This is a genomic window from Vibrio maerlii (assembly GCF_003415655.1).
Lineage (GTDB): Bacteria > Pseudomonadota > Gammaproteobacteria > Enterobacterales > Vibrionaceae > Vibrio > Vibrio maerlii.
This window is the reverse complement of record NZ_QRHC01000009.1, coordinates 50,771-74,118: the sequence shown is the minus strand read 5'-3', so window position 1 is coordinate 74,118 and position 23,348 is coordinate 50,771. Positions and strand designations below refer to the sequence as shown.

At 44.0% G+C, this 23,348-nt stretch carries 20 protein-coding genes; 12 read left to right on the top strand and 8 right to left on the bottom strand.

What is annotated here, in order from left to right; translation table 11 throughout:
• Positions 1-66: 66 nt before the first annotated feature.
• On the top strand, positions 67-879 hold the full coding sequence (gene yidA / locus DPF91_RS15850) for a sugar-phosphatase (RefSeq protein WP_117235422.1): 813 nt from the start codon (positions 67-69) through the stop codon (positions 877-879).
• A gap of 40 nt (positions 880-919) precedes the next feature.
• Here yidA and DPF91_RS15845 read toward each other — a convergent pair whose 3' ends face one another.
• A complete protein-coding gene (locus tag DPF91_RS15845) occupies positions 920-1,399 on the bottom strand; it encodes a GNAT family N-acetyltransferase (RefSeq protein WP_117235421.1) in 480 nt (159 codons plus the stop codon).
• 272 nt (positions 1,400-1,671) lie between these two features.
• Between DPF91_RS15845 and DPF91_RS15840 the strand changes: the two genes are divergently transcribed.
• The 4 genes from DPF91_RS15840 to DPF91_RS15825 all read left to right on the top strand — a co-directional run bounded on the left by DPF91_RS15840 (position 1,672) and on the right by DPF91_RS15825 (position 5,331).
• A complete protein-coding gene (locus DPF91_RS15840; protein ID WP_117235420.1) occupies positions 1,672-1,899 on the top strand; it encodes a hypothetical protein in 228 nt (75 codons plus the stop codon).
• Between the two features lie 241 nt (positions 1,900-2,140).
• A complete protein-coding gene (locus DPF91_RS15835) occupies positions 2,141-3,112 on the top strand; it encodes a tripartite tricarboxylate transporter substrate binding protein (protein WP_117235419.1) in 972 nt (323 codons plus the stop codon).
• Between the two features lie 177 nt (positions 3,113-3,289).
• Positions 3,290-3,787 (top strand): tripartite tricarboxylate transporter TctB family protein, encoded by a 498-nt coding sequence (locus tag DPF91_RS15830; RefSeq protein ID WP_117235418.1) that lies wholly within the window; start codon positions 3,290-3,292, stop codon positions 3,785-3,787.
• A 17-nt stretch (positions 3,788-3,804) separates the two neighbouring features.
• Positions 3,805-5,331, top strand: a complete 1,527-nt coding sequence (locus tag DPF91_RS15825) for a tripartite tricarboxylate transporter permease (RefSeq protein WP_117235417.1) — start codon at positions 3,805-3,807, stop codon at positions 5,329-5,331.
• Between the two features lie 76 nt (positions 5,332-5,407).
• Here DPF91_RS15825 and DPF91_RS15820 read toward each other — a convergent pair whose 3' ends face one another.
• The 4 genes from DPF91_RS15820 to DPF91_RS15805 all read right to left on the bottom strand — a co-directional run bounded on the left by DPF91_RS15820 (position 5,408) and on the right by DPF91_RS15805 (position 10,828).
• Positions 5,408-6,088, bottom strand: coding sequence for a response regulator (locus DPF91_RS15820; protein WP_117235416.1), 681 nt, complete (start codon positions 6,086-6,088; stop codon positions 5,408-5,410).
• Complete coding sequence (locus DPF91_RS15815) at positions 6,085-7,701, bottom strand: sensor histidine kinase (protein ID WP_117235415.1); 1,617 nt, start codon at positions 7,699-7,701, stop codon at positions 6,085-6,087. Before DPF91_RS15815 ends, DPF91_RS15820 begins: the two co-directional genes overlap by 4 nt.
• A gap of 129 nt (positions 7,702-7,830) precedes the next feature.
• Complete coding sequence (locus tag DPF91_RS15810) at positions 7,831-8,199, bottom strand: transporter (protein WP_117235414.1); 369 nt, start codon at positions 8,197-8,199, stop codon at positions 7,831-7,833.
• Between the two features lie 232 nt (positions 8,200-8,431).
• Entirely contained in the window at positions 8,432-10,828 is a 2,397-nt protein-coding gene (locus DPF91_RS15805) for a helicase-related protein (protein WP_117235413.1), read from the bottom strand.
• A 213-nt stretch (positions 10,829-11,041) separates the two neighbouring features.
• On the opposite strand from DPF91_RS15805, the gene DPF91_RS15800 reads away from it, so the two are divergent.
• From DPF91_RS15800 to DPF91_RS15790, 3 genes are all read left to right on the top strand, one after another.
• A complete protein-coding gene (locus tag DPF91_RS15800; protein WP_117235412.1) occupies positions 11,042-12,736 on the top strand; it encodes an NAD-dependent malic enzyme in 1,695 nt (564 codons plus the stop codon).
• A gap of 102 nt (positions 12,737-12,838) precedes the next feature.
• A complete protein-coding gene (locus tag DPF91_RS15795) occupies positions 12,839-13,162 on the top strand; it encodes a DUF3392 domain-containing protein (protein ID WP_117235411.1) in 324 nt (107 codons plus the stop codon).
• A complete protein-coding gene (locus DPF91_RS15790; RefSeq protein WP_420855609.1) occupies positions 13,135-13,905 on the top strand; it encodes a SanA/YdcF family protein in 771 nt (256 codons plus the stop codon). Before DPF91_RS15795 ends, DPF91_RS15790 begins: the two co-directional genes overlap by 28 nt.
• 95 nt (positions 13,906-14,000) lie before the next feature.
• Here the strand turns inward: DPF91_RS15790 and DPF91_RS15785 are convergent, their stop codons facing one another.
• Positions 14,001-15,329 (bottom strand): GGDEF domain-containing protein, encoded by a 1,329-nt coding sequence (locus tag DPF91_RS15785; protein WP_117235409.1) that lies wholly within the window; start codon positions 15,327-15,329, stop codon positions 14,001-14,003.
• 201 nt (positions 15,330-15,530) lie between these two features.
• On the opposite strand from DPF91_RS15785, the gene DPF91_RS15780 reads away from it, so the two are divergent.
• Positions 15,531-16,358 carry a DUF2797 domain-containing protein gene (locus DPF91_RS15780; protein WP_117235408.1) on the top strand — a complete coding sequence of 276 codons (828 nt, stop codon included), beginning with the start codon at positions 15,531-15,533 and terminating at the stop codon, positions 16,356-16,358.
• A 112-nt stretch (positions 16,359-16,470) separates the two neighbouring features.
• Here DPF91_RS15780 and DPF91_RS15775 read toward each other — a convergent pair whose 3' ends face one another.
• Both DPF91_RS15775 and DPF91_RS15770 read right to left on the bottom strand, forming a co-directional pair.
• On the bottom strand, positions 16,471-17,700 hold the full coding sequence (locus tag DPF91_RS15775; protein WP_117235407.1) for a cysteine desulfurase-like protein: 1,230 nt from the start codon (positions 17,698-17,700) through the stop codon (positions 16,471-16,473).
• Positions 17,684-18,340, bottom strand: a complete 657-nt coding sequence (locus tag DPF91_RS15770) for a 2OG-Fe dioxygenase family protein (protein WP_117235406.1) — start codon at positions 18,338-18,340, stop codon at positions 17,684-17,686. Before DPF91_RS15770 ends, DPF91_RS15775 begins: the two co-directional genes overlap by 17 nt.
• 376 nt (positions 18,341-18,716) lie before the next feature.
• On the opposite strand from DPF91_RS15770, the gene trxB reads away from it, so the two are divergent.
• From trxB to cydC, 3 genes are all read left to right on the top strand, one after another.
• Positions 18,717-19,673, top strand: coding sequence for a thioredoxin-disulfide reductase (trxB, locus tag DPF91_RS15765; protein WP_117235405.1), 957 nt, complete (start codon positions 18,717-18,719; stop codon positions 19,671-19,673).
• Positions 19,674-19,817: 144 nt separating this feature from the next.
• The gene (cydD, locus tag DPF91_RS15760; protein WP_117235404.1) at positions 19,818-21,599 is read left to right on the top strand and encodes a heme ABC transporter permease/ATP-binding protein CydD; all 1,782 of its coding nucleotides are present in this window, start codon (positions 19,818-19,820) and stop codon (positions 21,597-21,599) included.
• Positions 21,592-23,328 (top strand): heme ABC transporter ATP-binding protein/permease CydC, encoded by a 1,737-nt coding sequence (gene cydC / locus DPF91_RS15755; protein WP_117235403.1) that lies wholly within the window; start codon positions 21,592-21,594, stop codon positions 23,326-23,328. The genes cydD and cydC overlap by 8 nt, the downstream gene beginning before the upstream one ends.
• The last annotated feature ends 20 nt before the right edge of the window (positions 23,329-23,348 follow it).

The window sequence follows — 23,348 nt, the reverse complement described above, 5'->3', positions numbered from 1 at the left end:
ATATGGCTCATCAAACAAAACTCGATTATCCTATCGCAAGTTTTTAAAAATTAACTGGAATCCCAGATGTACAAACTATTAGCCTTAGATATGGATGGCACGCTACTAGGCAGTGACCATCAAATTTCCGACGAGAACAAACAAGCGATTCAGCGCGCCAAAGAGCAAGGTGTTACCGTCGTTCTTGCTTCCGGCCGCCCTTTAAAGGGAATGCAAAGGTATTTGGATGAATTGAAAATCGACTCGGAAAAAGACTTCGTGTTGTTCTTTAATGGTTCGATGGTTAAAAATGTTCAAACTGGCGAAATCATTCATGCCGAAACCATCAGTGGTCAATCGGCAAAAGAAGTCGCTCGCCTAGCAAAAGAGCTTGGGGTTAATGTTCACGCATTCAGTGAAATTCATGGTCTTATCACACCGAAAAATAGTGAATTCACTCAACACGAGGCAAACATCAACAAGCTGACCATCACGGAGATGGATTTTGACGAGCTAGAAGACAACCACCCTATAATCAAAGCAATGCTTGTTGACGAGCCGGAAAAACTGTCGAAAGCGATCGAAGCAATCCCAAGCAAATGGCGTGATGAATATACTATCGTTCAAAGTGCACCTTTCTTCCTTGAATTTTTAAACCCGAAAGCAAACAAAGGTGTCGGCATCGAAGCGATTGCTAATCACTTGGGAATTAACGCTGAAGAAGTGATCTGTATGGGTGATGCGGAGAATGATCACCACATGATTAAATACGCAGGTTTAGGTGTAGCGATGGCCAATGCCATGGAACAAACTAAAGCGATTGCGAATCATGTCACAGTAAGCAACAACGAGCATGGTGTAGCAAAAGTTATCGAAGAATTTATCTTAGCAGGTAAATGATCTCTCTAAGGTTCTAGGATAAAACCTCGAAAACCTACCATCATTCGCTGGCTTTGATCGGCTTTCTTAGCCAGTGAATATGATGGTCAAATTGATTCGATTGATAAAACTCGATCGCGGATTGGTTGAACGCCCACACTTCAACAAATACCTGTTGTACACCATACTCTTCAAATGTTTGCTCTAAGCGGCTGACTAACTTCATTGCAAGCCCGTTACGACGCTGATCTGGAGTGATATAGAGCTCGTCGATACTGCCCATCTGAACTGGCTTACTAACGGTTGAAACCAACTCACAAAAGTGACCAGTAACAAAGCCAAATAATTGGTCATCATAATCGCATGCGACATAAACCAGACACTCAGGATCGTCTAAATATCGGCCGATACTCTTTTCTTGCTCAATATCAACAGCACTCTTAAACAAGTTAGGTTGTTGCTGATGATGCTCCTCATGAAGCTTGAACATCATTGTATTCAGTTGTTCAAGATCATCAAGACGCGCAGTACGGATAAACATACCGTCCTCTCTTTCATTATAAATATATAAATCAAGTTGCTTACCTTAAACTACGTCAAGTCTAAGAATTGCAAGCAAATGTAATCGATTACTTTTTAATTAAAATTAACTCAGCACTTTGATCTAGATCATTACTTATACGTGAGAGTTGAATTAGTTTTAATCTTGAGCCGTATAAAAATCACTCAAAAATCGGTTCAACAAGGAAGCAGTAGTTGTCCTATTCACTCAATAAGAGTTTGTTTAATTCAATTGCTAAAGGAGTATACCCCATGAAACGAGATTGCTTCGGCATCTGTTTGAATAGTTCAGTTTTACATGACCATCTTCGTACCACGTTTACTCATGTTAGAGCTTATCGTTCGGCAGAGCCAATTTCGGATGATTTAAAAGTTCAATACACTTTTTCACAGATTACCGGACAAGACTTATTAAGTGCGATGAAGACAACTCCAAGCCTGATTTGGCGTGCAGAGTACCATTGTCCAAACCTTCATTGAAATATTTCTGCCAAACCTTTCTTACCGCCTCGAATTTTCGAGGCGGTTTTGTTTTTGGAGAACCGCAAAGTTCATACATTGTATGTGGTGAACTTTATGAACAAAATGGTTTCAATAAGCTTTAATCAACTTATTGGTCTTTTAGAGACTTTAAAGCACCGCCCACCTACTCTTTCCTCACCCAATAAAGCGCACATGAGCTTGTTGGTCAAAATAATAAACACAACGAGGAATGTGAAACATGTTAAAGAAATTCAAACCTACTCTCGCTGCGACTGTTGTCAGTACATCACTTTCGTTTGGTGCATTCGCTGCAGATATCGATAAGATTCACTTCCTGATTCCAGGCGGCGCTGGCGGCGGTTGGGATATGACGGCTCGTGGTACTGGTGATGTATTGGTTAAAGAAGATATTGTAGAGAACGTTTCCTTCCAAAACCTGTCTGGCGGCGGCGGCGGTAAGGCAATCGCACACCTAATCGAGACGGCTGAACGCCAAGAAGACACTCTGATGGTGAACTCAACACCTATTGTTGTCCGTTCTCTTACTGGCGTGTTCCCACAATCCTTCCGTGATTTAACACCCGTCGCTGCAACAATCGCCGATTATGGAGCCATCGTGACCTCTGCTGACTCCCCATATAACAGCTGGGAAGAGGTGGTTGCAGACTTCAAAGACAATCCTCGTAAAGTCAAAATCGCAGGTGGCTCAGCGCGAGGTAGTATGGATCACCTAGTTGTTGCTGCGGCCTTCAAAGGTGAAGGCTATGACGCTAAGCAAGTTCGCTACATTGCCTACGATGCGGGCGGCAAGGCTATGGCAGCACTTCTATCTGGGGAAACGCAATTGCTCTCGACTGGTCTTGGTGAAGTACTCGAAATGTCTAAGTCCGGACAGGTGAAAATTTTGGCCGTGACGGCTCCAGAACGATTAGAAGCCGCACCAGATATCCCAACACTAGTTGAAAATGGTAATGACACAATATTTGCTAACTGGCGCGGATTCTTTGCGGCTCCTGGCACCCCACAAGAGAAGATCGACGAGTGGAACCAAGCACTGACGAAGATGTACGGCACAGACCAATGGCAAGTGGTTCGTGACCGCAACGGCTGGATTGATAACTACAAGGCCGATAAAGACTTCTATACCTTCCTTGAAGAGCAAGAAACGCAAATGGGTAACCTAATGCGTGAGCTTGGATTCTTGAAGTAACGATCCTCTTAACCTCTAAAAATCAGCTCATCTGAGATGTCCTTTTAGAGGTTAATCATCAATTTTCGCGTATACGGTTAACACACTAGGGCGCGCCCTAACAATCTCCTTTAAATCCTTGGTTCGGTAGCCGTTTGCTGAGCTTTTGTATACGCGCTTTTATTTATGGAGTTGGACATGTTGGATAAGCCAACCTCAAACCTAACAAGAGAGCAGCTGTTATGTAGAGACCGCGTCGGCGCGCTCATTTTCTTGTTAGTGTGCATCTTATATGGATATCAAACCACTCACATCCCTATGTTTCCTGGGGATGAATACGAACCGTTCACCGCAAGAACATTACCAACACTCCTCACTTACATCGGTATTGGATTATCGCTGATTTTATTGGTTACCGGGAAACCAGATTCAGAGAGTGGAGCCGTGGTTGGCTTCAACTGGAAATTACTCATCGGTTTTTTAGTTTTGATGGGCGCTTATGGTTTTGGCCTTACCTACTTAGGATTCGTGCTGGCTACTGGTCTATTTTTGCTTGCAGGTTTTTATCTCTTGGGTGAACGAAGAAAAGCCGTCTTGTTTGGCGCGTCATTCCCTTTCGTAGTCCTATTTTATTTACTGCTCACAAAAGTGCTCGATATCTATCTTGAGCCTGGGCTTATTTACACCGTTTGGTAACAAGCAAGGAAATACACATGTTAGAAGGAATTTTTCAAGGCTTGAGCACCGCAGTGATGCCTATGAATATCATGATGGTAATCGTCGGCTGTTTTGTTGGGACATTCATTGGTATGTTGCCAGGCTTAGGCCCAATCTCTGCCATTGCACTGATGATCCCGATCACTTACGGGCTTGAGCCCTCTTCCGGCCTTATCTTGATGGCTGGTGTTTATTACGGTGCAGTATTTGGTGGCTCAACCTCTTCGATCTTAATTAATGCGCCAGGGTGTTCATCAACGGTCGTTACAGCGTTTGATGGCTATCCAATGGCTCAGAAAGGTCAAGCGGGTAAAGCACTCGCACTGGCTGCTTATTCTTCATTTACTGGTGGTACTTTATCAGCGTTGATGTTGCTGTTTGCAGCCCCTGCACTTGCCAGCGTATCACTCAGCTTCCAGTCTTCAGACTACTTCGCGCTCATGCTGCTTGGCTTATCTGCCGTGGCTGCGTTTGCTGGCCCTGGTCAGGTAATCAAAGCATGGATGATGACGGTGCTTGGTTTGATGTTATCCACTGTGGGGATAGATAAAGGTGTCGGTGTTGAGCGCTTTACGTTTGGACTAACCGACCTCATGGATGGCTTCAGCTTCTTATTACTTGCGATGGCAACGTTCGCTTTAGGCGAGACGCTGATGGGGATTCTCAAGCCCGAACAAGACAATCGCTCGGAAGAGCAGAAACAAATGAGTGACATTGGTAGCATGAAAGTGACTAAAGAAGAATTTAGGGACGTTGCTCCGGTTTCCATTCGTTCATCTATCCTAGGGTTCTTTACCGGCGTTCTACCTGGTGCTGGGGCTACTATTGCCGCGTTTTTGAGTTATGGGATGGAACGAAACCTTGCACCCAAAGAAAAGAAAGAAGAGTTTGGCAAAGGCAGTATCCGTGGCCTAGTAGCACCAGAATCTGCAAATAATGCAGCATCAAGTGGTTCGTTCGTTCCACTACTAACCTTAGGTATACCGGGCTCAGGCACCACAGCCATCATGCTAGGCGCTTTAATCGCCTATGGCATTCAACCTGGACCAAGGCTGTTTGTAGAGCATCCGGATGTGTTCTGGTCGGTGATCATTTCCATGTATTTTGGCAACATCGTATTGGTGATTTTGAACTTGCCATTAATCCCTTACATCGCAAAGTTATTGGCAGTGCCAAGAACGGTTCTATTGCCGATGATCTTATTCTTCTCAATAACCGGTGTTTACCTTGTGTCATTCAATACCATGGATGTGTTCATCATGCTATTGATAGCTATGGGTGCCATCGCTCTGCGCCTAGCCAACTTCCCTTTAGCACCATTGTTGCTTGGTTTTATTCTTGGTGGATTAATGGAAGAGAACCTACGCCGCGCGTTGATGATCAGTGATGGTGAACTTAGTTTCTTATGGGAACGACCAATTACCCTCACGTTTACAGTGCTAGCTGGGCTCGTTTTATTAAGCCCGATTGCGATTAAGCTTTTTAATCGAAATAGAACAGCAAAGAAAACCGTCACCGATTAATAACGGCTGGTTAAGAATAGATAGAAAAAAGGAAGGAGGAAAGTCACTCGGTGACTCTCCTCCTTTATAATTAGCTCTATTTATGAACGGTGGCTTTTGCATAGCTGCGCTCAGGCCGCCCCACAGTCCCATAGTGGAGGTCAGCGACCAACTCTCCTGTTGATGTTAAATATTCTAGGTAACGCCTTGCCGTAGTCCGGCTTACCCCAATTTTTTCGCCTGCCATGTCGGCGGTTAGATTATTCTCTAGTTGATATAACGCCTGAATTTTATCAAGCGTTACACCATCAATACCTTTTGGCAGTTGGCGACTAGATTGTTGTGGTGTTGGATTTGAAAACATCTTGTCGACCATGCTCTGATCGATATTGCTACTGTGGTTGAGTTTGTGCTTTTGTTCTCGATACTTGTTCAAAGCCGACTCTAATCTTGGAAACATCACTGGCTTGAGCAAGTAATCGACTACACCGCCACGCATGGCTTGCTGCAACGTATCTACATCTCGCGCTGCAGTAATCAAAATGACATCCGCTGTGAGCTGTTTGCTGCGTATTTCCTGAAGAATATCGATACCATGCCCATCCGGAAGGTACACATCGAGCAGTATCAGCTCTGGTTTTAAAATCTCTAACTGAAGGAGTGCTTCTTTTTGGCTTGTCGCGATACCCACAACGTCAAACCCTTGGATGTCATGCAAATATCGATGATGTAACTCTGCAAGGGCATTGTCATCTTCAATTATCAAAACCCTAATCATTGCATTTCCTCTTTCGGTAGATACACGGTTACTCGTGCTCCATGCTTAGTATTGTTCACCATGTCAATTTCTCCAAAGTATCTTTCGGTGATCTTCGAGACTAAGTAAAGTCCAACACCATGACCCGTACTTTGTTTAGTTGTTTTCCCTTTCTCCAATAACCCTTTTAAATCAGTGCTTGGAGAAAATCCCGTTCCCTGGTCAATCACTTCTAAAATGATCTCCTTACCATAATCACTGACGGATACTTCTATCTGCCTACGTCCGCTTGAAAACGGTGACTCTCCACGCATGGCGTTAAATGTTGCGTCAAACGCGTTATCAATGAGATTACCAAGCAGCGTTACAACGTCTTCGGACTCAATCCATTCTGGTAAATATTGTAAACGAGAGCCTTCTTCAACATACAACTCCAGCCCCAATTCCCGTGCTCGTTCTGTTTTACCTAACAACATGCCAGCGATAAGAGGATCATTAACCGTTTCGCGCAAGAACTGGATTAAGGTTTGATAATGGGCTGTCTCTTGCCCTATTAACGTTTGTACCGCTTCAAGTTCACCCAATTGAACCATACCACTGATGGTATTGAGCTTGTTTCTATGCTCGTGTGTCTGAGAGCGCAATAGTTCTGCATAGGCTTTGGTTTTAGACAACTGTTCAGTTAACTCATTGATTTCGTCGCGTCGTCTAAAACTCGATACTGCACCGACGACAACATCATTAACAACAATTGGACTGCGGTTAGCAATCAATCGTTGACCATTGAGAACGATCTCTACATCGTTATCCACTCGTTCAGTGGTCACTAAGTCAGCCAAGTCACTCTCGGGAAGCACATCAGCCAGCGGTCTATTCACCACTTCACTTTTGTTCAGGTTCAGAATCTGACACGCACTGGTATTTATTGAACGTAACACGCCTTTTGAGTCGATACTCAGAATACCCTCTTTCACGGTACCCATGGTGACGTCTAACTCGACGTACAAGCGGCCGATTTCTTCAGGTTCAAATCCTAAAATTGCTTTTTGGAAACGGCGAGAGGCATAGTTAGACAGAACTGCGTTGGCAGCAACTACAAGTAACGCCATTGTGATGAGGAAAGCGAGGTAAGGCTCAATGCGGTCTTGCAGTCGGTCTAATAGGTAACCAACAGAAACTACACCAATAATCTCTCCCGCTTCATTAAATACAGCTGTTTTGCCTCGGACAGAGTAGCCCATAGAGCCCTGAGCAAAGGAAACGTAAGATTCTCCGTAAACCAAGGCTTTTTCGTTGTCCCCACCCTTCATTGGCTTGCCTACTCTTTCTGCAATGGGATGAATGATTCGAGTGCCTTTATGATCGCCGACCACTATAAACGCCGCACCAATCAAATGAGTCAATTTGGAGAAGCGTTCTTGTTCATCGTCGGTTGGGTGACGTTGTATTAAATCAATTACATTAGGGGATTTGGCGAGAAATGTTGCAACGCCCAGCGCCTTTTCTCCCATCTCTTGCTCTTGAGAGGATTTGATGTACATGAATCCTGCGCCTGCTAGGATCAACAGTTCGATCAAACCTGATAGGGTCATGACGATAAGAAGGCGCTTTCGAAAGCTAAGTTTTGTCCACATCCATTACTACTCCATACGCTCGCAGTAATTGTAACAGATATGTAACAAATTAAATTTTAGGTAGAAAGGAAGTGTGATGCTGCGCTTAGGTGCAACATAAATTAATCGATGTGATACGAACGCTAATGATTAAAGCAGAATGGAAAACTCGTCATTCTGTTCAGGTTTAACTACCGCGTCGCAATGGCTCTCAATAAACTCAATCTGTTCGTTGTCGAGCGAATAAGGCATTTGCAACCTAAAGTGAGCAATACCTTGCTTTTTCGCTAGTCGGCACAGCTTTGTAATGTTTTTTTCATCGCTATGACGCAACGACATTATGTTCTGTGCCTTTTCCCAAAGCTTATTCTCGGGCGCGCTTTCAGCCTCAATGGTGCTTTTCCATACGGTGCCAAAGATAGGGGCAAAACTGACTAAAGCATCGACAAACGTCCATTTTTTGGATGCATTAGTTCCAAGAAATGACCCATAGTCAAAAATAATTTCTTGTTGTTTCATATGCTCTCCTGATGCCGTTATTTAGCTTCACAATCTACTATTGCTTAGGAGGCGTCATATATCAATGCGATATAAGAAATCCATCTTTTATAGCCTGAACGGCATGCGAAAAATTATATAAGATGGACTTTGTTAACACTGAATATACAACAATATCTATATTCAGTACCTATTAATAATATTTTGATAGTAAAATAAAAACAGTTGATTTTTTAGTCACTATCACCCTAATCTAGCGTACATCAACCACCTTGCTCGCTTTCTTGTATTGGATACGCCACCCTTGCCAACTTGGCAGCTCCCAACGTTTAGGAGCATTTTTACGGCTGCCATCTTGATAATGAAGAATAATTCTTTTTGCTTTCGGTTTGTACTCAACACTGACTTTTAGCTCAGGTAGAGAAACCGTCATTGGGTACTTCGAATAAAACTCTTCTGCCATCCAATAAGGGATACCTTCGAACACAATATCTGAATTATCGATCAGCCCCATATCCTCATAACTGTCAACGCCAAGGGTTTCTAATTGACTTGACAACCACGCATCTGTAGTTAGCTCGTCATCAAGATATTGTTTAATTGCAAGGTCTTCAGTATTCAATCCCAGCGCACAAAACAGTTTCCAACTTTCTATCTGGATATCACGTTCTCTATACAACCCAGGAAGTATTTCTTCGTTTCGGATAGACTCAACCAAGCTTGGTAAAATATCTGCGCCTGTTAATTCTTCTTGTTTTGTCGAAATCATTCGCCCTGCATAGATGTAATGTTGCTGTGTGATACGACGCCCATCGACTTCCGCTGTTTCACCGTTCTCCCACTTTGCAACTCCCGAGTCGAGCCCTATCGAATGATCGACAATCAGATTAAGAGGTATCGGCATCATGACACTTGCAATACTGAGCGTTTGCTTCACGCCACGACCGGGCAAGCTAATGTAATCAAATACAAGCGCAGCTTCCGCTGCGTCATCAAGTCGGGATTGATGCCCTACCGACAGCTCCATAAAACCATTGCCCAAGGCTTGTTTTCGTTTTTCACGTCTCACGAAGACCAACTCTGGGTGTAGCTTCATGACTTCTTCGATGATCTTCAGGGGATCTAATCGGCTTGCAACGTCACGGTGTGGCACCTCAAACACCTCACGAATCTGATCCGATAGTGCTTGTGCTTCTGTCAAAGCATCCACATCAACAATCAACCCTTCAATCTTTTCACCGCGAATCAGACGAACAAGCGTGGTGACATCGCACCGCACCGGAGCAGACTGGTTGAGTTTCTCCAACTCAATCTCCGATTTTGGTAGGGAATACAACTGTGCGGGGGTACAAATAGCAGCACACAGATCAATCATCGCTTCTTTGCTCGCTTTCGACTCAATACGCGTAACCAAATCCGCATACAATGAATCGATAGGCAACGGGTATAGCACTTTCCCATGCTCCGTTACCACCCCTTGTTGATCAATAGCGTTTAGTCCCTGTAATTTCTGTGTTGCCTGTGCGAGTGGTTTTGCCGGGATAGCATCAAGAAACTCAAGTGAACTCAATCGTTCACCACAGCACGCCGCCGCAAGCATAGGTTCGGTGAGATCCTCACGTTGCAATTCTGGCGGGGTAACTAACTCTAAAGGAGCGTACTCACCATAAAGGTGGATGCATTGACCATTTGAGGTTCTCCCTGCTCGTCCGGCACGCTGAGTTGCACTCGCTTTCGAAATGTTTTTGAGGCTCAAAACAGTTCGACCATTTCTTTGTAATGTTCTCCGCTCCAGACCCGAATCAATCACTAACTGTACATTGGGTATGGTTAAAGAGGTCTCCGCGACGTTAGTAGCTAGAACGACTTTTTGCAGCTCTTGAGGGTTTAATGCCAGCTTCCTTTGACTTTCATTGACACCAGCATGTAACTCTAAGATCAATAAGTTACCATGTAACTTATTTAATCTATCCCGACATTGCCGAATCTCTTTTTTACCAGGCAAGAAAACTAATATGTCACCATTAATTGACGTATAACGGTTCTCTACTTCCTGACACACGCGTTCGACCAATGAAGAGTAATCTGGCAAGTATCGACTGTCTTTCGCAACATGCACTCTAGACACATTAAACACACGCCCTTTAGCCTTAAGTATCTCAACATCCAGATACTCGCTTATTCTTTGGGTTTGCAGTGTCGCTGAAGTCACAATGAGCCGATGTGATTGGTGTTTGTTGAGTATGGAAAGCAGTAAATCTGTATCCCAGCGTCGTTCATGAAACTCATCAATCATAACGATATCAAACTCAGATAATTGGTTTTCTGCATACCAACGAAGCGCAACACCTGGGGTCACAAAAACCACAGCAGTATTCTCATCACATCGTACATCTAACTTAATGGCATAACCCACTTCCTGCCCCAACGGCTTACCGCTCTGCGATGCCAAAAAATGAGCAAGCGAAGTACAAGCAATTCTTCTTGGTTCTACAACAAGTACTCGACCATGTTCTTTGGCCCAAACAGGCAAACACGTTGATTTACCAGAGCCTGTCTCTGCCTCTACAACAAGGTTATGGTTTCGAAAAGCTCGGTGAAACTGTGGTTTTATCGCTTCGATGGGTAAAGCGTGAGAGTGTATTGACATTGATTCAAGGGCGGTAAATTAAGTGAGTGAATCTATTATAAAAGTCTGATTCATTAGTACCAGCGAAGCTGCGCTATAAATTTAGCGATTAAGCTATAATTTTAACGAAATTGTCCTTTGCGGTTATTTACAGTTTGGTAACGAAAACGCTATGATCGCCGGGATTTTTCCTTGCAATTATCCCGTACTCAAATAACGCATTCGTAGGTAGTAATGAACAACAACAAAAGACCACTTTATATTTCTTATGCAGGCTCTCCTTTGCTAAGTACACCATTACTAAACAAAGGAAGTGCTTTTACTGCAGAGGAACGCAGTTCGTTTAATCTAGAAGGCCTATTGCCTGAGAATACCGAAACCATTCAGGAACAAGTTGAGCGTGCTTATCAGCAATACCGTGGTTTCGAAAGCGATATGGACAAGCACATCTACCTACGTAACATTCAGGACACCAACGAAACCTTGTTCTACCGCTTGGTTCAAAACCACATTTCCGAAATGATGCCTATCATTTACACACCAACGGTAGGTGCAGCTTGTGAGAACTTCTCAAACATCTATCGCCGTGGCCGTGGCCTGTTTATCTCTTATCCGAACCGTGATCGTATTGATGATCTTCTAAACAACGCTTCAAACCAGAATGTAAAAGTAATCGTTGTGACTGATGGTGAACGTATTCTTGGTTTGGGCGACCAAGGTATCGGTGGTATGGGTATCCCTATTGGTAAGCTTGCGCTTTATACCGCTTGTGGTGGTATCAGCCCTGCTTACACACTACCAATCGTGCTTGATGTTGGTACCAACAACCCACAACGCCTTGCAGACCCAATGTACATGGGCTGGCGCCACCCTCGAATCACTGGCGCAGATTACGATGCTTTTGTTGAAGAATTCATCCAAGCCGTACAACGCCGTTGGCCTGATGCTCTGATTCAATTCGAAGATTTTGCGCAGAAGAATGCAATGCCGTTGCTTAACCGTTATAAAGATCGTATTTGTTGTTTTAACGACGATATTCAAGGTACAGCAGCAGTAACCGTTGGCTCACTAATGGCGGCATGTAAAGCAGCAGGTAGCAAGCTGTCTGAACAGCGCATTACATTCTTAGGTGCGGGTTCGGCAGGCTGTGGTATTGCGGAAGCAATCATCGCGCAAATGGTATCTGAAGGTATTTCTGACGAACAAGCTCGTTCGCAGGTATATATGGTTGATCGCTGGGGCCTACTCCAAGAAGGTATGCAGAACCTTCTTGACTTTCAGAAGCGCCTTGTACAAAAGAACACGAATATTGCAGACTGGACCAGCGAAAGTGAAGAGTCTGGCTTCGACTTACATGATGTTGTTCGTAACGCAAAACCTACCGTTCTTATCGGTGTGTCTGGTGCGCCAGGTCTATTTAGCAAGGCGATCATTCAAGAGATGCACCAGCATTGTGAACGCCCTATCGTGTTCCCACTATCAAACCCTACAAGCCGTGTAGAAGCAACACCAAACGACATTATCCGTTGGACTGATGGAAAAGCGCTTGTTGCTACGGGTAGCCCGTTCGCACCAGTGGTGCACAACGGTGAGTCATTCTCAATTGCTCAATGTAACAACAGCTACATCTTCCCGGGTATCGGTTTGGGTGTATTGGCGGTTTCTGCTTCTCGCGTGACTGATGAGATGCTAATGGAGTCAAGCCGTGCGCTATCAGAGTGCTCTCCAATGGCGAAAAATGGCTCTGGTGCACTTCTTCCACCACTAGAAGAAATCCACCTAGTGTCTAAAAAAATTGCATTCGCAGTAGCGAAAAAAGCGATCGAACAAGGCGTAGCATTAGAGATCACTGACGAAGCACTTGAACAAGCGATCGACCAACACTTCTGGCAACCAGTGTACCGTCGATACAAACGCACAGCGTTCTAGTCAGAAAAATAATAAAATAATCACAAAGCTCCCAAAAAAACTGGGAGCTTTTGTTTTTTCGCATTACTATCAAGAACATTCTGAATGTTAGACCCCTATTGAATGTTTGAAATCCTAGATCCATTGGGTAGAGCTATCTATCCCTACCTTACTGAAATCTCGACTGCGCTTGTCGCATGTTCGCTCGTCATCTTGGGCGGCGACATCAACACACTATTACGCCGAGCGATCAGGAATCAACACTTCATCGTAAGAACCCTGTGTTTTATTGGTCTTAATGCCTTCGGCTACGGACTTATCATCATCAAATGCACCCCACTGCTCCGTACACAACTTTCATCTTTATCACCAGGAGTAATGGTCAGCTTATTGACTATCGGGTTCATCGCAATTGGTATGTGGGCTCAAAGAAACAGGCAAATGTAATTGTGAAGTGGCGATCTTTCCTTAACCTCAAGTATCTCAAGCTGGCTATCAAGCTTGGAATATCGGGTGCGCTTTCAGTTGCACTTAGCGTCGTGGCAATTGACCGCTGGGTAAGTTGGCAGGCAAAAGAACAGATATACAAGGATATCGAACAAGTTCCTAATTACGAAGTGGCCGTCGTTCTCGGCACAAGTAAGTATCTTGGACGCACACTTAATGAGTACTATAGCCACCGTATTGACGCCGCTATTGAGCTGTACGACCAAGGGAAAACCGATAACTTTTTATTAAGTGGTGATAATGCTCATCGCTCTTACAACGAGCCGTGGACAATGAAACGCGACCTACTCAAAGCCGGTATTCCTGAACAATCCATTTATCTCGATTATGCCGGATTTAGAACCTTAGATTCAGTTGTTCGAGCCAAAGCCATTTTTGATACCGATGACTTTTTGATTGTCACTCAGCAATTTCATTGCGAACGAGCTCTATTCATCGCTAACCAATTAGATATCAAAGCAAACTGTCTGGCGGTCTCTGGCCCTATTTCAAAGCAGGGCTACTCAGTTAGGATGCGTGAAGTTTTTGCTCGCACAAAAGCCTTTATCGACTTGTTCATCACTCATACTCAACCTAAGTTTTTAGGCCCGAAAGAGCCAATTATAAAAAGAGTAGAAAGCGCTGATAGTGAGTTAGATGTTGAGCCAGTAACAGAACAGTTAACCGATCAAGAAAATCCGTAGTGACAAACTACAGCTCAAATGAAAATACGCAGACCAAAGCTCTATTTTCATTAAGCATGGTTTTGATGAATCACTGTTTTTATGAATCACGGGATTTATGAAGCAAGGTCTTCGCGCTTAACCAGTCCATAGTTTGTTTCTACGCGGTTTCGTCCGTTTGCTTTCGCTTTATATAAGGCTTCATCTGCTCGAGCTAATGTCTCTGATGTTCGCTCGTCTCCCATCTGTGCTACCCCTATACAGCACGTCATTGCACGTCCATGTACCCATTGATGAGATTCTACCTTCTGACGAATACGCTCTGCTTTTTTCTGAGCATCGCATAAGTTTGTTTCAGGAGAGAACAAGATGAACTCCTCACCACCCCATCGAACGATGCGATCCATACAATCAGTCGAGCTGCGAACCACCATAACAAACTCCCTCAAAATATCGTCCCCGACTTTGTGGCCGTAGGTGTCGTTAATGGCTTTGAAGAAATCAATATCTAAATAAAGAACCGATAATGAAGTGCCACCCCAACGCACCGCGTTCGATTGCTCTCTTAGCCAACCATTCACACCATAGCGATTCATTGCGCCAGTCAGTGCATCTCGGTGCGCTTGCTCAGCGAATTGTTCCTTCTCAATTTGAAGTGAATTATTAAGATCCGCTAAATGCTGCTCACGGGCTTGGATCTCTGCAACCTTCTGTCTTCCCTTATCGATCTCAAGTAAAGAGATAACAGCACCGACGACAATCCAGACAATCAATAGACATAAAAATAGGTCTTCGGCTTTAACATATTCACCGACAAGCTCAATGGAATAAAAGTGAAGATCATGGATACCGACTTGAGCGCCTGAGCCCGTCGCTATCTCAATTCGATTAACGTTTGAAAACTCTGGTCCCGCATGTTCAATAGGAATCTTGTTATCGGCTAACCACCAAGTCATGACCTGAAGGTTTTTTAATGGAATATCGATACGCCCATTGTGCTCTCCAGGCGCAAACTGAATACCGTTGTACTTGTGTGTGTAATCATCTTCAACGCTGGAATATGCGGGATTAAAGTTTCTCAGATATAGGCGAACCTGTCTCAAAGGCTCCCCCTCCGGTGTTTCATAGGCCATACGAATGCGTAAAGTGTGAAATGTCGAGAGATCCAGACCCTGCGTGACATCATCAGATAAACGAATCGAAATACCACAGTAAGGCCAGCGATAGTGACTCTTGTTCAACTCACAAGCGAGATGTTTGCTGCCACCCTCTAGTAGCAATTCAGAGGTACTGGTGCCGCCCTCTAATTGATCATTTGTTTTCAAGAATGTGAACTTCTCACTTCCTATTCTCAATACTTTCTCATCCCCTACCTCGAGGTAAAGCGCAACAACCAACAAAGTTGCTGCTGCTAATATCAGTACTGAGTTATAAATCCATTTCACAGTGTGGAGCCAAGCCTTGTTACAGTATGAGCGTCTAATTAGTTTGTTTTTATATTATAAAGAGTGAAATAAATCAATTAACATTCTATTCACTTCGGAGTCAACCAACACTATTAGCCTAAAGATTCTCGCCAATTGAGCGTGAGTTTGCTGGTGTCTCTGTTAGAATCTCAGAAAACACTATAATTACAGAGTAATGTCATGACTTTAATCGCTACCGGCACGCTAAAAAAAATGCGTGCTAGTCTTGTTGAACCGATTCAATACCAACTTCCGGTTGGAGAAGAGTTGGTTGACCTAAACCCATACCTTGGTAAATCTTTTACCTTAAAGCACACCGGGAATATTTATTGCTGTTCTTGCGGCAAGAAAACCAAGAAGAGCTACTCTCAAGGCCACTGTTTTGTTTGCATGAAAAAACTTGCAAGTTGCGACATGTGCATCATGAAACCAGAGACATGCCACTATGATGCGGGTACCTGTCGTGAGCCACAATGGGGTGAAGAAAACTGTATGGTTGATCACTTCGTTTATCTATCAAACACATCAAGTTTAAAGGTAGGGATTACACGTCATACACAAATCCCTACCCGTTGGATCGATCAAGGCGCGACTCAAGGCCTGCCAGTCCTAAAAGTAAAAACCAGACAGATCTCTGGGCTCATCGAAGTAGAGATTGCTAAGCACATTGCTGACAAAACTAACTGGCGTACGCTGTTGAAAGGTGATGGTGCCCCTATCGAACTTCAACAACGTTGGGATGAGTTGTACCCACTCGTTGAAGAGCACATCGCAAACATTCGAGCACAATTTGGCGAAGATTCAGTAGAAGTGCTTACCAACGACATTGTTAGCTTGGCATATCCTGTTGAACAGCACCCAACAAAAATTGTTTCTCATAACTTTGATAAAAATGCTGAAGTGGCGGGCGTTTTACAAGGAATAAAAGGTCAATACCTGATATTTGATACCGGTGTCATTAACATCAGAAAATTTGGTTCGTATGAAGTCGAGATGCACGCTGAGTAGTTATCTCATCGTCCGATTATAGTAAGTCCGATATAACCGCATTCATATGCACTCATATAAAGGCCGCCTCTATACATGCTAGAGGCGGCCTTTTTCATATTAAACAAACAGGCTAATTGACTATAATTTTAAGCTGTTCAATCAAGTCATCAATCTCTTCAAGCGTGTTGTAGTGCATGAAACCAACTCGCACAACCCCACCACTCTCGAGCAAGCCTAACTGCTTAATCAAACCCAGTGCGTAGAAGTGCCCATTCCAGACACAAATCCCCTTTTCTCCTAAGCGCTTAGCAACGGTTTCTGGAGCCGTACCATCAAACCTTAAAGCAAAAGTCGGGGTTCGAGTTGCGACGTTTTCCAACCCTCGACCATAAACTTTTACGCCTCGAATCTCCTCAATACGCTGCAAGAAATGACGACATAAAGCCGCTTCATGAGCTTCGTACTGTTTAAAACTCTGCTCAAGGCGAGCTCTAATCGGTGACTCTTTGCCTCCCCATTGAGCTAGATACTCTACTGCTTCAATAAAACCTGACAAGGCTTCAAAACTTTGCGTGCCTGTTTCAAAGCGACCAGGCCCATCGTTGGTTGCAGGTTCTACTTTGTATGGTTTAAGAGTGTGCAAATGTTTAGGGTGAACATAAGCCATGCCTAAATGAGGGCCAAAGAACTTGTACGCTGAACAAGCAAGAAAATCGACTTCCCACGCCTGGACGTCGACAAGGTGATGTGGTGCAAAGTGAACCGCATCCACATACACCAAGGCATTATGGCGTTTGGCAAGCTCAACGACTTTTGAAATATCAACTAAACTTCCAGTTGTATTCGATGCCGCTGTGACTGCAATCAGCTTTGTTTTCTCGTTGACCAACTGTTCCAGGTGGTCGAAGTCGAGTCCGCAATCTTCTTCGTCCACTCGAGCCTGATGCACAATTGCTCCACGGTCTTCTGCGGCTTGTTGCCAACTAGAGACATTAGAGTAGTGATCAAGTGCCGTCACCACAACCTCATCGCCTTCAACCCAATCACGGCTGATTGCCCGGCTCAAGCTAAACGTCAAGGACGTCATATTTGGGCCAAATACAATTTGATCCGAAGACTCTGCATTCAAAAGGTTTTGTGCATAGGTTCTTGCTTTCGTCATTAGTTCTGTAGTAACCATCGATGAGTAAAAGTGGCCACCAAGGTTTGAATTGTAATGAGACAAATAATGTCCCATTTTTTCAACGACACGCACTGGCACTTGTGAACCACCAGGCCCATCCAAAAATGATGGTTTAATTCCATTCTGTGGCTCAAATGCTGCGAATTGAATACGCGCTAAATCAGGAGTGAAGTGCATTCTTCGCTCCTTTTGCTGTGAGAACGAAAACGTCCATGTGCCCTTCTTCACCATGTTCAATAGTTCGAATAGGCTGAGCGTTATGCCAGAGCTTACTATCATCAAGAATCGCTACTTCACCGTTCTCTAATACTTTTCTGAAGAAAGGTGCTTCATGATTGTCGTTGTAGAGCATTATTTCACCGCCAACAATATTATGGCGATCGATACCGATAAGGGCGATATGGTCAAACCCATCTTGATGAACTCCTTCCGGTGCTACTTGAGTTTCATCATAGATCGCTGAAATTCTAATTTGGTGAATTTCAATTTCCTGACCATTTGGAAGATGATTCTCATCAACAAACAGCGAGCACATCTCTCTTAAACCCTCACTTTTCAATGTCGTTGGCAGTAAAGGCTCAAACTGACGAACAACATCGCCTTGAAAGTGGTTGATATCTTCAGTTTGTACAAATTCGTGCTTCTCAGTTTCAATCACTTTACCATCAGAAAATTGAATCACGGAGTAACGTCGTAAACGGTATTTTCCGTCTGCGTGCTCCGTACGAGGCAGTTGGTAGAAAGATCTCGCTAGCTCTTCAGTGGAGTGCGGATCCAGACTTGTCAGATGTAGAGTATTTCCGTGATGGTGTAACATGGCTGATTTCCTTTCTAGTTCAATATAATTATTATTCTAATTAACAATATCTTTACATTTATTAAATATCACATATATCGCCAATTCAACTTTTTAGAGCACATAAATCCACATTAAATTACAATTCAACACTTAACACCAACAAGGCATCACTTAAGCAGTCATATGCACTAATACAAAGAAAGCTAGTCAATCTAAACTAGAATACTTCACTAGACCAGAACGTAGAGCTCTGTTATTTCATAGTCTTACGGCTACATGAATCCGTTCTAAACTATAACGATTAATTACATTTATACCCTTGAATATGCTTTTTTTGCCTCCATAACATCTTTACAATCAGACCGTTATATATGATTAGATTTTGGAGCTGTAAATGAGCGACGTAAAACACTGTAAACTATTGATTCTTGGTTCAGGCCCAGCGGGCTACACAGCAGCCGTGTACGCCGCTCGCGCAAACCTTAACCCTGTATTAATCACGGGTATGCAGCAAGGTGGTCAGTTGACCACAACAACGGATGTAGAAAACTGGCCAGGTGACCCTGAAGGATTAACCGGGCCAAACTTGATGGAGCGTATGCGTGAACACGCAGAGCGCTTCGAAACAGAGATGATCTTCGATCATATCAATGAAGTGGATCTGTCTAACCGCCCATATACACTGAAAGGCGATTCTGGTACCTACACTTGCGACGCACTTATCATCTCAACGGGTGCATCAGCAAAATACCTAGGTTTAGACTCTGAAGAAGCGTTTAAAGGGCGCGGTGTATCTGCCTGTGCGACATGCGATGGCTTCTTCTACCGTAACCAAAAAGTAGCGGTAGTGGGTGGTGGTAACACTGCCGTTGAAGAGGCACTTTATCTTTCTAACATCGCATCAGAGGTTCACCTAATCCACCGTCGTGATTCTTTCCGTGCTGAAAAGATCCTTATTAAGCGCTTAATGGATAAAGTTGAAAACGGAAACATCATTCTTCATACCGACCGTGTACTCGATGAAGTACTTGGTGATGACATGGGTGTGACGGGTGTTCGTATTAAAGATACTCAATCTGATGCAACAGAAGATCTTGATGTAATGGGCGCGTTTATTGCGATTGGCCACCAGCCAAATACCGCTATCTTTAAAGGTCAGCTTGAAATGAACGACGACTACATTGTTGTCCAATCTGGTCTTGAAGGTAATGCAACTCAAACAAGCATTCCAGGTGTATTTGCAGCAGGTGATGTAATGGATCACAACTACCGTCAAGCGATCACTTCTGCTGGCACTGGATGTATGGCAGCACTTGATGCTGAACGCTACCTAGATGCTTTTGAAGGTTAATTTGCTTTCAAAAGCACTGCATTCACTCTAAGTGCTTTTTAGTAAACTAATTTATATAGAAAACCCTATAACCCAGTGGTATATCCACTGGGTTTTATTTTGTATAATGCCCGCCCCAATCGCCAATAATTATCATTTGTTTAAATGGATAAAAAGAAACAGAGAAGCTTGAATAAGTGGCTAAAGCAGCAGAGTAAACTGGCTAAACGCTGGTTAATGGTTGCCGTGAGCCTTGGTGTCTTATCAAGCGTATTTCTGCTCGTACAGGCAGCTTTGCTCGCCGATATTCTGCACCAACTTATCATTGAAAAAGTCGACAAAAATGAGCTCATTTGGCAATTCGTTGGACTAGGCTTCTCGGTTGTAGGACGCGCACTGTGTAACTGGGGTCGCGAGATTGCTGGATACCGTTGTGGTGAGCAGATAAGAACCTATATTAGACAGTTGATCCTCGATAAATTAAGAGAATTAGGACCTGCGCATATCAAAGGCAAACCTGCCGGGACATGGGCAACGCTTCTTTTAGAGCAAGTCGAAGACATGCAGGATTTCTTTGCTCGTTACCTACCGCAAATGTCGCTATCTGTACTTGTCCCATTCATCATTCTTGTTGTTGTTTTCCCTATCAACTGGGCAGCGGGTCTAATATTCTTGCTGACCGCACCGTTAGTTCCACTGTTTATGGCATTGGTGGGAATGAAAGCTGCGGACGCTAACCGTAAAAACTTCAAGGCACTGCAACGCCTTTCTGGTCATTTCTATGACCGCTTACAGTCGATGACAACGATCCGTCTGTTTAACCGTGCTGATGAAGAAACGGAGATCTTAAAGGGTGCATCGGAGGTATTCCGAACTCGTACTATGGATGTACTTAGAGTCGCATTCCTATCTTCGGCTGTACTTGAGTTCTTTACATCTTTGTCCATCGCTATCACGGCGGTATATTTCGGCTTTAGCTACATCGGTGAACTTAACTTCGGCCACTATGGTGTTGGTGTTACCTTGTTCGCTGGCTTGTTCATTCTGATTTTGGCACCAGAGTTTTATCAACCTCTTCGTGATCTTGGCACTTTCTATCATGCTAAAGCACAAGCAGTAGGTGCAGCAGAAAGCATCGTTGAGTTCTTAGAGACCGATATCGATCTGACTCAATCTGGTTCAACGTCATTACCAAAGCAAAACACCATTTCAATCTCGGCTTCAGATTTAGTTGTAAAAAGCCCTGATGGCGCAATATTGGTTGGTCCGATTAGCTTTGATTTGAGTGATGGCAAAAGTACAGCACTTGTTGGACCAAGTGGTGCGGGTAAAACCAGTTTAATCAATGCGATATTGGGCTTCCTTCCCTACTCTGGCTCACTGAAAGTGAATGGTATTGAACTGAACACATTAAATACTGACGAGTGGCGTAAACAGATTAACTGGGTTGGACAAAACCCGTTACTTTTACACGGTTCTATCTTAGATAACCTAACACTTGGTAAATCGTCGCTGTCTGAGCAAGCGGTTAATCAAGCCGTCATGAACTCATACTCTGCAAAGTTTGTTACTAAACATGGTTTGAACTACCCAATTAGTGATCGCTCTGGTGGCTTATCAGTTGGACAAGCGCAACGTCTTGCTGTAGCTCGCGCTATGTTGCACGGTGGCAGCTTCTGGTTATTGGATGAGCCAACAGCGAGCTTAGATGCAAAAAGTGAGCAGCTAGTCATGAGCAGCCTTGATAAAGAAACCATGGGTAAAACTACACTAATGGTGACACACCAACTTGCCCCACTCAAAGACACGGCTCAAATACTTGTATTAGAGAAAGGTAAAATTGTCCAACAAGGTGATTTTGCAGCATTGAGCAAACAGCAGGGTCTCTTTGCAGATATGCTCAGCTCTTCGCAACAAACCAATGATGAGGGCAATCTAGATGCGTGATTTACTTCCTTACATCAAACTTTACCGCAAACATTGGTTCGGCCTATCTCTAGGGATGTTATTAGCGTTTGCTACCGTTGCCGCTTCTATAGGTTTGTTAACGCTTTCTGGTTGGTTTATCTCAGCCTCTGCAGTTGCAGGTTTGACGATTGCGCGCGAAACCTTTAACTACATGTTACCAGGTGGTGGGGTTCGTGGTTTGGCGATGAGCCGAACTGCTGGACGTTGGGGCGAACGCGTGGTTAGCCACAATGCTACGTTCAAGCTTCTTACAGACTTACGTATCTTTTTCTTTAAGAAACTGACTCCGTTAATCCCTGGACGTATTTCTACCGTTCGTGATGCAGATTTATTAAACCGTCTTGTCGCAGACGTCGATGCGATGGACCACGTATATCTACGCCTAATTAGCCCCATTACCGTCGGTACTTTGGGCATCCTCGCGCTCACAGCGTTCCTGTGCTGGTTCGATATGACTATCGGCCTGACTTTGGGCGGGATTCTTCTAGTTATGCTTATCGTGTGGCCTATCATTTTTTACAAATTAGGTAAGTCAAACGGACAAGAAGTCACGCTTAATAAGGCTGAATTACGTATTCAGACACTGGACTGGATTCAGGGCTACAGTGAGCTTACTATCTTTGGTGCAGAAAAACGCTATCGCGAAGCGATCATTAATACCCAAACTAAGCTACTTAAAAACCAATATGTTAATGCCAACATCACGGGTATGGCCTCTGCACTACTAATGCTCATTAATGGCTTAACCTTAGTGCTTATTCTTTGGATGTCTGCCGATGGTCTTGGTAATAATCAACCTGACCCACTGATCGCACTCGCTGCTTTTGCCACCATGGCAAGCTTTGAGCTGCTGATGCCTATTGCGGGAGCGTTCCAGTACTTAGGTCAAACACTAACTTCAGCTCGCCGCTTAAATGAGATTATTTTGGCAAAACCTGATGTTGAGTTTAATAATGAGGCCGTAAACAACGATAATTTCGATATCGAGTTCAGTAACATTACCTTTAACTATCCAGATAACCATCAAGCGGAAGCAGCACCAGTACTTAACAAAGTCAACTTGACGATCAAACAAGGTGAAAAATGTGCGATTGTCGGTCAAACGGGCTCTGGTAAATCGACACTGCTTCAGTTGCTCACCCGATATTTTGACCCTCAACATGGCGAGGTTGCAATTGGCCAAACCTCTCTACGTCAGTGGGACGAGGCAAGCCTGCGCCAATCAGTAACTGTAGTAAGCCAACGTGTCGACATTCTTAATGGTTCTCTGCGTGACAACTTGTTAATGGCGAATGACCAAGCAACGGACGAACTTTTAATGGCAACACTCACCAAAGTTTCACTCGATGCACTTCTTGAAGAGCAAGGGCTTGATACTTGGCTGGGTGACGGAGGGCGCCAATTGTCCGGTGGTGAGCGTCGCCGTATTGGTATCGCACGAGCGTTACTACATGATGCCCCTATCCTTCTACTTGATGAGCCTACTGAGGGCTTAGACAAGAAGACGGAGCAATCCATCATGGAAGTGTTGAAGCGTCACTACGAGAATAAAACGGTTATCTTCATCACTCACCGTTTGGTTGAACTGGAAAACATGGATAAGATTTGCCTCATCGAGCAAGGCGAGATCGTCGAAAGTGGCACTCACACTGAACTAATGCACAATGAGCAACGTTACTTCCAATTAAACCAAACACTACTTGGTTAAGTTCGATACCTAACTAACGA

Bases quoted from the DNA above. Each gene is read 5' to 3' on its own strand.
- yidA (WP_117235422.1), top strand. From the start codon at position 67: ATGTACAAACTATTAGCCTTAGATATGGATGGCACGCTACTAGGCAGT.
- DPF91_RS15845 (WP_117235421.1), bottom strand. From the start codon at position 1,399: ATGTTTATCCGTACTGCGCGTCTTGATGATCTTGAACAACTGAATACA.
- DPF91_RS15840 (WP_117235420.1), top strand. From the start codon at position 1,672: ATGAAACGAGATTGCTTCGGCATCTGTTTGAATAGTTCAGTTTTACAT.
- DPF91_RS15835 (WP_117235419.1), top strand. From the start codon at position 2,141: ATGTTAAAGAAATTCAAACCTACTCTCGCTGCGACTGTTGTCAGTACA.
- DPF91_RS15830 (WP_117235418.1), top strand. From the start codon at position 3,290: ATGTTGGATAAGCCAACCTCAAACCTAACAAGAGAGCAGCTGTTATGT.
- DPF91_RS15825 (WP_117235417.1), top strand. From the start codon at position 3,805: ATGTTAGAAGGAATTTTTCAAGGCTTGAGCACCGCAGTGATGCCTATG.
- DPF91_RS15820 (WP_117235416.1), bottom strand. From the start codon at position 6,088: ATGATTAGGGTTTTGATAATTGAAGATGACAATGCCCTTGCAGAGTTA.
- DPF91_RS15815 (WP_117235415.1), bottom strand. From the start codon at position 7,701: ATGTGGACAAAACTTAGCTTTCGAAAGCGCCTTCTTATCGTCATGACC.
- DPF91_RS15810 (WP_117235414.1), bottom strand. From the start codon at position 8,199: ATGAAACAACAAGAAATTATTTTTGACTATGGGTCATTTCTTGGAACT.
- DPF91_RS15805 (WP_117235413.1), bottom strand. From the start codon at position 10,828: ATGTCAATACACTCTCACGCTTTACCCATCGAAGCGATAAAACCACAG.
- DPF91_RS15800 (WP_117235412.1), top strand. From the start codon at position 11,042: ATGAACAACAACAAAAGACCACTTTATATTTCTTATGCAGGCTCTCCT.
- DPF91_RS15795 (WP_117235411.1), top strand. From the start codon at position 12,839: ATGTTTGAAATCCTAGATCCATTGGGTAGAGCTATCTATCCCTACCTT.
- DPF91_RS15780 (WP_117235408.1), top strand. From the start codon at position 15,531: ATGACTTTAATCGCTACCGGCACGCTAAAAAAAATGCGTGCTAGTCTT.
- DPF91_RS15775 (WP_117235407.1), bottom strand. From the start codon at position 17,700: ATGCACTTCACTCCTGATTTAGCGCGTATTCAATTCGCAGCATTTGAG.
- DPF91_RS15770 (WP_117235406.1), bottom strand. From the start codon at position 18,340: ATGTTACACCATCACGGAAATACTCTACATCTGACAAGTCTGGATCCG.
- trxB (WP_117235405.1), top strand. From the start codon at position 18,717: ATGAGCGACGTAAAACACTGTAAACTATTGATTCTTGGTTCAGGCCCA.
- cydD (WP_117235404.1), top strand. From the start codon at position 19,818: ATGGATAAAAAGAAACAGAGAAGCTTGAATAAGTGGCTAAAGCAGCAG.
- cydC (WP_117235403.1), top strand. From the start codon at position 21,592: ATGCGTGATTTACTTCCTTACATCAAACTTTACCGCAAACATTGGTTC.